The organism is Mycobacterium sp., assembly GCF_049281135.1.
Classification (GTDB): Bacteria; Actinomycetota; Actinomycetes; order Mycobacteriales; family Mycobacteriaceae; genus Mycobacterium.
Genome location: NZ_JBAPRN010000173.1, coordinates 1 through 7,214 on the forward strand (window position 1 = coordinate 1; position 7,214 = coordinate 7,214).

Consider the following 7,214-nt stretch of genomic DNA (forward strand, 5'->3'; position numbering starts at 1 on the left):
CGGGTGGCCTCGGGACCGACCGCCGGGACGGTGCCGTCGAGGACGCCCACAGCCGCGACCCGGTCGACCAGTGGGGGCAGCGCCCCGCAGGCCAGGGCGTACGGGCCTCCGCCGGACATGCCTACGACGCCGATCTGCTCGGCGTCGAGCGCGTCGGCGACCTGCGCCATGTCGGCAACCCACTCGCTCACCGAGTTGTAGCGGTGGGAATCGGACAGCCCGGTTCCCGGTCGCTCGATGACGATGACCCGCAGCCCGAGCGTCTCGGCGGCACGTCGCCCCTTCGCGAGGAATTGGCGCCGCGCGCCGAGTGTGCCGTGGAACCACAGCACCACCGGACCGGTGGGATCACCGAATTCGGCGTAGCCGAGCCGCCGGCCGTCGGCGAGATGGAATTGACCTTCCACCCGCGGCTTTTCGACGCGCGGCACTCCGGGAGGATGCCGCAGTGGGTTGTCCATCGACTTCGAGACTAGGCGACCAGTTGGCCCGTAATTGACCATCGCATGAGCAGTTACCCGCAGTGTTACGCAGGAGTTCCCGCGTGATTCATCGTGGCGTTATCGCGGTGACAAGGAGCATCGAAACTCACGGGCGCCATGGTGACTGGTTGGCGGGTGAGGTTCTGCCTACACTTCGGCCCGTGGGGCACGAATTGCGCGTAGAGACTGCGGATGTGCACGCCATGGCCACTCGTTGGGGCGCTTCGGTGGGTGACCTCAACGAGACGGTTGCGCCGACGGGTCTGGGGTTGTGGTGTCAGACCAGCGCGGCGGCCGTCAACGCCGCCCATGTCGACGTCACAGCGTTCACCGCCGGGCTGGCAGCGCGGGTGGGTGAGCGTGCCAGTGGCGTTGTCCGAGCCGACCTCAGCTATCTCTTCCAGGAAGCTGCGTCGACGGCCAAGGTGGCTGCAATCTTCCAGCCGACGATCAGCGAGTAGCAATGCCGGCAGTCGCAGCGGCTCCCGGCCTGTCGGCCCTATTGGCCTGGCCCACTGACCATCTCACCGAGGCAGCCGATCACTGGGAAACCGTCGGCGAGCGTAGCTATGGGGTTTCACATGGGGTGTGGCGTGACGCGCTGACCGTCGATTGGGACGGCGAGGCCGCCGATGCGCTGCGAACCGATACGCACGCGGACATGATGACCACCAGCGCGGTGGTCGATCAACTGCAATCAGCGGCCGGCGTCGCGCGCGGCGGCGCCTCAGAATTGGATGCGGCCCGCTCCCAGATGCGCTACGCCGTCCAGGACGCCCGCTCAGCGGGATTTGAAGTGGGCGAAGATCTTTCGGTCACCGACCGGATGAGCGGCGGAGCGGCCACACAACAGGTCGCTCGGCAGGCCGCCGCTCAGGCGTTCGCCGGGAATATTGGTGAGCGCGCCGCGCAGCTGGTCAGCGTGGACGCCCAAGTCGCGGGCAGGGTCACCTCAGCAGTGGCCGGCGTTGGTAGTACATTTCCGCAGACGCCGCCCAGCAACGGGCAAGTCCGGGCCGTCGACAATCACACGTTCAAGCAAGATCCACCTTCGCCGTTGCCAGTGGATCCGAAGGACATGACAGCCCAGGAGGCGCAAGCTGCGTGGGCCGAAGTAAATGCCGAGATAAAGGCGTGGAACGCTCGGTGCGGTGTCGAAAACGTCGGGCCACTTCCGCCGGCGCAGTACAGCGCGTGCATGGCCTCGCGCGGCCCTCTTGTGGAAAGGCAAGCCGCGATCAGAGCCCGGCTCGGGCAACTCGGCATACCGGTAGAGGGCGAAGACCCTGCTGCTCCCGGCGGCAACGCGGGCGAACCGCCCATCCCGCAAAATGTGCAAGACACGCTTAACCAGATCGATGCCGGAAAATGGCCTGGATCAGCGAACGCACCAGGTACGAAGGGTGGAGGTGTTTTCGACAACGACCAGCAACTTTTGCCAACCAGGGATGCCGCGGGCCAGCCGATCACGTATCAGGAATGGGATGTCAACCCTCGGGCGCCAGGTCAGACTCGCGACTCTGATCGCATCGTCACCGGCGGTGATGGTTCAGCGTGGTACACCACTGACCACTACCAGACGTTCCATCGGATCCGATAGTGATAAGGCACACCCGTGAAGCTTGAAGAATTCCTCTCGCAGGCCCGCAACGAGGGCCCATGCGTCGCTATCCAGTCCCAGACGCCCTCGCCGGTTGTCGCGCCGGCAGGGCTCGAGCTCCGACTCATCGATGGCTCGCACACACAAACCCTGGACGCCCTATTCGATGCCTTCGCAGAAGCCTGGCACTTTCCGCCGTGGTTCGGCCGCAACAAGGACGCCTTCAACGATTTCATGCGCGACCTGGACAATATGGTTAACGCTGCGACGGGGAGGCCGCCCGCTCCTGGCTACCTGACAAACGTCACCGATGCCCATCTGATACTCGTCGATCAGCCCGACGACTTTTCCTGGTTCAGCAAAAAGATGCCGTTCTATCGTGATTACTACCGCGACGAAGCAAGCCCGCCAGCGGCTTTCGGCTTGCTGCTTTCCGCGCCACTCGATCAACTGAACGAAGTTCGAGAACGTTGGCTGAGCGCCGATGTCCCTGTCGCAACTGTGACGGTTTGAATCATGAGTGATGACCACGTAGGCGGACCATCCGGGACAGGGGAATCCGTGAGCAACGTTCTGGATGCCATTCCAGCGGAAGCACGTGCTGTGATCGTGGACGAATTGACACGCCGCGACTCTGCCCTCTTAGCGGAGTTGCGCAACAGGCAAGAGCCGACCGCCGAGCAGAGTGATGCAGTCAATCAGTTGCTGGCGAGCGCGATCATTGAAGACATGGGGCCCGATTGGACCCCCAACGAGCACGGCTTGGCGGTTGAACGCGCTGTGACAACTTACTTCGAGGTGTGGCCGCTATACCGGTAAGTGCTGCATGCCGCGCCAACACGCGACGACTAGCGATGTAGCATTTTGCTACAGTTGTAGCGGACTGCTACACAAGGAGACGTAATGGCGAACACCGCTGATCGGGTGACCCGCGTCGCAGCCGACCTCATGGACAGCGCGGCCGCCGAGGGCGCGCGACAGAGCCGCTCGGCCAAGCAGCAGCTCGACCACTGGGCACGGGTGGGACGCGCGGTATCGAGCCAGCAGACGGCGGCCCGCCGGCGGGTCGAGGCCGCGCTGACCGGCGATCTGGAGCTGCGCGAACTCAGCGTTGAAGAGGGCGCGGTGTTCAACGCCGAGATCGCCACGGCCGTTCAAGAGAAACTGGCGGGATCGAACTACGGGACGCTATTGGCCGAGCGCGGCATCACCACCGTGGCTCTCGATGAGAACGGTGACATCGTCGAGCACCGCCCTGACGGGTCCTGGGTCAAGCTGGCCACGAAACCGCGAGCGCCACGACGCAGGAAGGCCAGCGCCGCGCCCACCCGATGAAGCGGCTCGATCTGGTCGTCGGGCCCAACGGGACCGGCAAGTCGACGTTCGTCGAACTCACCCTGGCGCCGCTGTTGCCCGGCAGCGGCTTCGTCAACGCCGATGAGATCGCCAAACAGCGGTGGCCCAAGGATCCGGCCCCGCATTCGTATCAGGCCGCCCGAGTGGCGGCAGAGACGAGGGCCAAGCTCATCGAGCTCGGCGCATCGTTCATCGCCGAAACCGTGTTCTCCCACCCGTCGAAGCTGGAACTGATCGATGCAGCCCGCGCCGCGGACTACATAATCGTGCTGCACGTCCTGGTCATCCCCGAGGAGCTCGCGGTCGAGCGGGTCCGGTGCCGGGTCCGCGCGGGCGGACACGATGTGCCGGAGAACAAGATCCGCAAACGCTACCAACGTCTTTGGGGGCTCGTCGCGGCCGCGATCGTCCGATGCGATTCTGCGACGGTGTATGACAACAGCGGCCTGAAAGGCCCTCGCATCGTCGCCCAGTTGAACGACGGCTTCTGCATGGGCTCGCCGGCCTGGCCGGCGTGGACGCCGGAAATCTTGCGGTCAGCGTGCACAACGTAGCGCTCGCCACTCACCAATGCCATTGGTGCACAACCTCATTGAACGGTCGCCGGTTCGGTTCGCGGACCGGCGCTGCCGCCTCCGGTACCTAGAGCGGTCCGAATCGCAAGGTAGCCGATGATGACGTGGAGCAGGCCGCTGACGACATACCCGGCACGGGCGACGCGCTCGAAGAAGCTGTTCGCGTCCCTCACCGGATCTGTGAAGTGGTGAGGTCCGCCGGCTTCATCGGGACCCGGCTGTGGGTTGTGGTTCGTCGTGGGCGGCCGAGTGGGTGTCGGATGCGGGGGATGCCGGGTCCAGCGTGTCGGCGCGGTCCCATTGCTTGTCGAGGTGATCGCGCGAGGTGACCGCTTCATCGCGGTGGACGGCAGCTTGTTGTTGCAGACCGGCGGCTTGTGCCGCGTTGACATCCGCTGCGGCTTGGGCGGCGCGAGCTTTGGCGGCGGTCTCGTCGGCGAGGGCTTCTTGTTGTTTGACTAGCAGTGTTTCGTGCCTGGCGTCCTCGCGGATGTTGTCTGCTTCGACGTGGCGCTGTTGGTTGCGTTTGTTGCGTGCCACCCACATGAGTCCTGCGATGAGTAGGGTGGCCACGGCTGCGGCCGCGACGATGATCAAAACGGTTGTGCTGGCAGCCATTTCGGCTCCTTATTTTTGACGGGTTGCGGAGAAGTACTTGGGAAGTGTCGGTCAGTGTTTGAAGATGTCTTTGGCTTTTGCCCCTGCCTGTTTGGCGTTGGCCTTGGCCTGATCGGCGCGGCCCTCGGTGCGTAGGCGAGTGTTGCCGGTGGCGCGGCCAAAATACTTCTTGGTGGCGCCTTTGGCGGCTTCGGCTTTGTGGGCGAGCTTCTTACCGATGCTCATCGCGGATTCCTTCTTACGGAGAGGTGTCGACGTGGCTGGCGTCGATTGTTTGCCGGCGACGCGCCCAGTGACCGAGCAGGGGAACCCTGTGCCTGCGGGGGTTACCTGTTGTCGAATTCACCGTCGAGTCGGTGTCGGCGCGGCCTTGACGTTCAAGTTCTTGGGTGCGGTGACGTTTCACAACTGCCGGCTCCCGCTGAGAACGTGCAAGGTCGCGTCGGGCGTCGCGCCCACGCACAGCGCTGCGTCGGGCGCCGGCCAACAACACACTCAGACCTAGTAACCCCACCGCGCCGACCACGATCCCAGACAGGAACAATGTGCCGGTCGAACCGGTCACGTGATAACCCAGCACGGAAAAGTTCTCCGCCAGCGGGTGAGTGGCCCCGGCATTGCCCAGCACCCCGACGGTCCCGACAATCACCCCGATGAGCAGAACAACTAATCCGACGATGACCATCATGGCGATGCCTCTAATTCCGATGCTAGAACCCCAGTAGACACCCAGGTAGACCGTGTGTCAACAGTGTTGACGTACATCATTGGTCTACAGTGTCACCGGAGGAGGTGCTGCTGCCATGAAACAGCCCACCGGTCCGGATGAGACCACTGATGGTGCAGGCCCCTCCGTCACAGTCGGCGGCGCCGATAGCCGCCCGATCACCCGGTCGCTCATCTTGCAGACCGCGTTAGAGATCGTCGACCGCGACGGCGAGGATGGCTTGTCGATGCGCCGTCTCAGCGAGGCGGTGAATCGCGATACCACCGTGCTCTACCGCCACCTACCCAACAAAGCCGCCGTGCTCGACGGCGTCGCCGAACTCGTCCTTACCGAGCTCTCGGTGGACACCACAGACCCGGACTGGTCGGCACAGCTGCGCACCGTCGCCCACGACTTCCGGCGACTCGCACTCGCCCACCCCAACGTCGTGCCGTTGCTGGTGACCCGCCCCTTGGCCACCCCCCTTGGACAACGACCGCCCGGAACGCTACGGCCCCTCGAAGACGTCCTCACCCTGCTCATCACCGCCGGGTTCTCCGGCGAGGACGCCCTGCACATCTACCGGGTGCTATTCGCCTACCTGCACGGCCACGTCATCGATGAACTGCAGGAAATCGTGGAACGACCCGAAGAAACAGACCACGTTCTGCGGCTCGGTCTGCACCGACTGTCGATCACCGAATTCCCCCACCTACGTGCCCTGGCAGCGGTCCTCGCCTCCTACGACGGTGCCGCCGAACTCGACCGAGGCCTCGAGCTGCTCTTCGCCGGGCTCGCCGAAACCCTCACCCACCCCGACGGAACGCCCCGAATCGCTTCAGGGCCCTCAATGCAACCCATCGCCGACAAATCGAGTAGCTAAAGCGTCACTGCGCCGAGTGACATTCACCAATGTCCGTGATGCACAACCTCATCGAACGGTCGACGGTTCGGTTTGAGGATCGGCTTGAGGGGCCGGTCAGCGGGATACCCGACACCGAGCAGATAGGCCACCTCGTATCCCTCGGGCACTCCCAGAATGGCGCGGGCTTTGTCCTGCTCTCCCACCGACGAGTGTCCAGTCCCGATGCCAAGGTCGGTCGCCGCGAGCATGATTGCCATCGTCGCCTGGCCGACGTCGTACTGATCAGTCACTCTGCGCCGCTCGTCCGGCGGTTCCGGGATAACCAGGGCAATCGCGGCCGCAGCCTCCGCGATGTGACCGGCGCCGCGCCAGACCGTGGACAGCTCTTGCAATTGACCCTTGTCGGTGACGATCACGAAGTCCCACGCTTGGCGATTCTTCGCCGACGGTGCCCGCCAGCCGGCTTCGGCGATTCGGTTCAGGTCGTCGTCGGACACCGGCTCTGATGTGTACTCGCGCACATTGCGTCGGGCACGGATCGCATCCCAAGCTTCCATGTCATCCTTCCGTCTGCGCCCAGGGCGCCAGAGCGATCGTGATCTTGTCTCCGACCATGGTGCCATCGCCGTCGAGCGGCGTTTGGGTGCCGACTCCTAAGCCCGTGTGGGCCAGGCAGTCGCCGACGAAACACTCTCGGCCGGGCGCACCGTCCCCCGGCCCACCGGCTCACAATCCGATAAGCGCTGGTTCTAGCCAGCCCCCAAATGCCAAGCCGTAGATCGACGTTGGTCGGGGGACTGTTCGAGAAACTGCCAAGTTGACACTGATGCCCACTCCGTCGTCAAACCGGTGACGACGGCGGTTGAAGCCTGTTCGGTCAACCCACACTTCAATGCCATCGCTAAGAGCCGCGACGCGGTGATCACGCCGTGCAACCTGCCTTGCTTCATCACGGCTACCAGGGGACTGCGCCGCCTCTCCATCATCGCGGCCACTTCGATGATCGTGTCAT

At 64.2% G+C, this 7,214-nt stretch carries 13 protein-coding genes; 7 read left to right on the forward strand and 6 right to left on the reverse strand.

Annotated features, from left to right (window positions below):
- Positions 1-461: alpha/beta fold hydrolase (locus WAN02_RS06920; protein WP_422263423.1), on the reverse strand; the 461-nt coding region annotated here is incomplete at its 3' end.
- Positions 462-643: 182 nt separating this feature from the next.
- Between WAN02_RS06920 and WAN02_RS06925 the strand changes: the two genes are divergently transcribed.
- The 6 genes from WAN02_RS06925 to WAN02_RS06950 all read left to right on the forward strand — a co-directional run bounded on the left by WAN02_RS06925 (position 644) and on the right by WAN02_RS06950 (position 3,992).
- Positions 644-943, forward strand: coding sequence for a hypothetical protein (locus WAN02_RS06925; protein ID WP_422263424.1), 300 nt, complete (start codon positions 644-646; stop codon positions 941-943).
- Positions 944-945: 2 nt separating this feature from the next.
- Positions 946-2,082: a ribonuclease domain-containing protein gene (locus WAN02_RS06930; protein ID WP_422263425.1), complete on the forward strand. Its 1,137-nt coding sequence runs from the start codon at positions 946-948 to the stop codon at positions 2,080-2,082.
- Between the two features lie 15 nt (positions 2,083-2,097).
- Positions 2,098-2,595, forward strand: a complete 498-nt coding sequence (locus WAN02_RS06935; protein ID WP_422263426.1) for a barstar family protein — start codon at positions 2,098-2,100, stop codon at positions 2,593-2,595.
- Positions 2,596-2,643: 48 nt separating this feature from the next.
- Complete coding sequence (locus tag WAN02_RS06940; RefSeq protein WP_422263427.1) at positions 2,644-2,901, forward strand: hypothetical protein; 258 nt, start codon at positions 2,644-2,646, stop codon at positions 2,899-2,901.
- Positions 2,902-2,985: 84 nt separating this feature from the next.
- Positions 2,986-3,417 carry a TA system antitoxin ParD family protein gene (locus WAN02_RS06945; RefSeq protein WP_422263428.1) on the forward strand — a complete coding sequence of 144 codons (432 nt, stop codon included), beginning with the start codon at positions 2,986-2,988 and terminating at the stop codon, positions 3,415-3,417.
- Positions 3,414-3,992 carry an AAA family ATPase gene (locus WAN02_RS06950; RefSeq protein WP_422263429.1) on the forward strand — a complete coding sequence of 193 codons (579 nt, stop codon included), beginning with the start codon at positions 3,414-3,416 and terminating at the stop codon, positions 3,990-3,992. The genes WAN02_RS06945 and WAN02_RS06950 overlap by 4 nt, the downstream gene beginning before the upstream one ends.
- A 35-nt stretch (positions 3,993-4,027) precedes the next feature.
- Here the strand turns inward: WAN02_RS06950 and WAN02_RS06955 are convergent, their stop codons facing one another.
- From WAN02_RS06955 to WAN02_RS06970, 4 genes are read right to left on the reverse strand one after another with little or no spacing between them, the layout of a single operon-like run.
- Complete coding sequence (locus WAN02_RS06955; RefSeq protein WP_422263430.1) at positions 4,028-4,186, reverse strand: DUF1206 domain-containing protein; 159 nt, start codon at positions 4,184-4,186, stop codon at positions 4,028-4,030.
- 31 nt (positions 4,187-4,217) lie between these two features.
- Positions 4,218-4,631 carry a hypothetical protein gene (locus WAN02_RS06960; RefSeq protein ID WP_422263431.1) on the reverse strand — a complete coding sequence of 138 codons (414 nt, stop codon included), beginning with the start codon at positions 4,629-4,631 and terminating at the stop codon, positions 4,218-4,220.
- A 51-nt stretch (positions 4,632-4,682) separates the two neighbouring features.
- On the reverse strand, positions 4,683-4,856 hold the full coding sequence (locus tag WAN02_RS06965) for a CsbD family protein (RefSeq protein WP_422263432.1): 174 nt from the start codon (positions 4,854-4,856) through the stop codon (positions 4,683-4,685).
- Between the two features lie 13 nt (positions 4,857-4,869).
- Complete coding sequence (locus tag WAN02_RS06970) at positions 4,870-5,319, reverse strand: hypothetical protein (protein WP_422263433.1); 450 nt, start codon at positions 5,317-5,319, stop codon at positions 4,870-4,872.
- Positions 5,320-5,434: 115 nt separating this feature from the next.
- Here WAN02_RS06970 and WAN02_RS06975 point away from each other — a divergent pair, with 115 nt between their 5' ends.
- On the forward strand, positions 5,435-6,220 hold the full coding sequence (locus tag WAN02_RS06975; RefSeq protein WP_422263434.1) for a TetR/AcrR family transcriptional regulator C-terminal domain-containing protein: 786 nt from the start codon (positions 5,435-5,437) through the stop codon (positions 6,218-6,220).
- Positions 6,221-6,243: 23 nt separating this feature from the next.
- Here the strand turns inward: WAN02_RS06975 and WAN02_RS06980 are convergent, their stop codons facing one another.
- Positions 6,244-6,759, reverse strand: a complete 516-nt coding sequence (locus WAN02_RS06980; RefSeq protein WP_422263435.1) for a nitroreductase family protein — start codon at positions 6,757-6,759, stop codon at positions 6,244-6,246.
- Between the last annotated feature and the right edge of the window lie 455 nt (positions 6,760-7,214).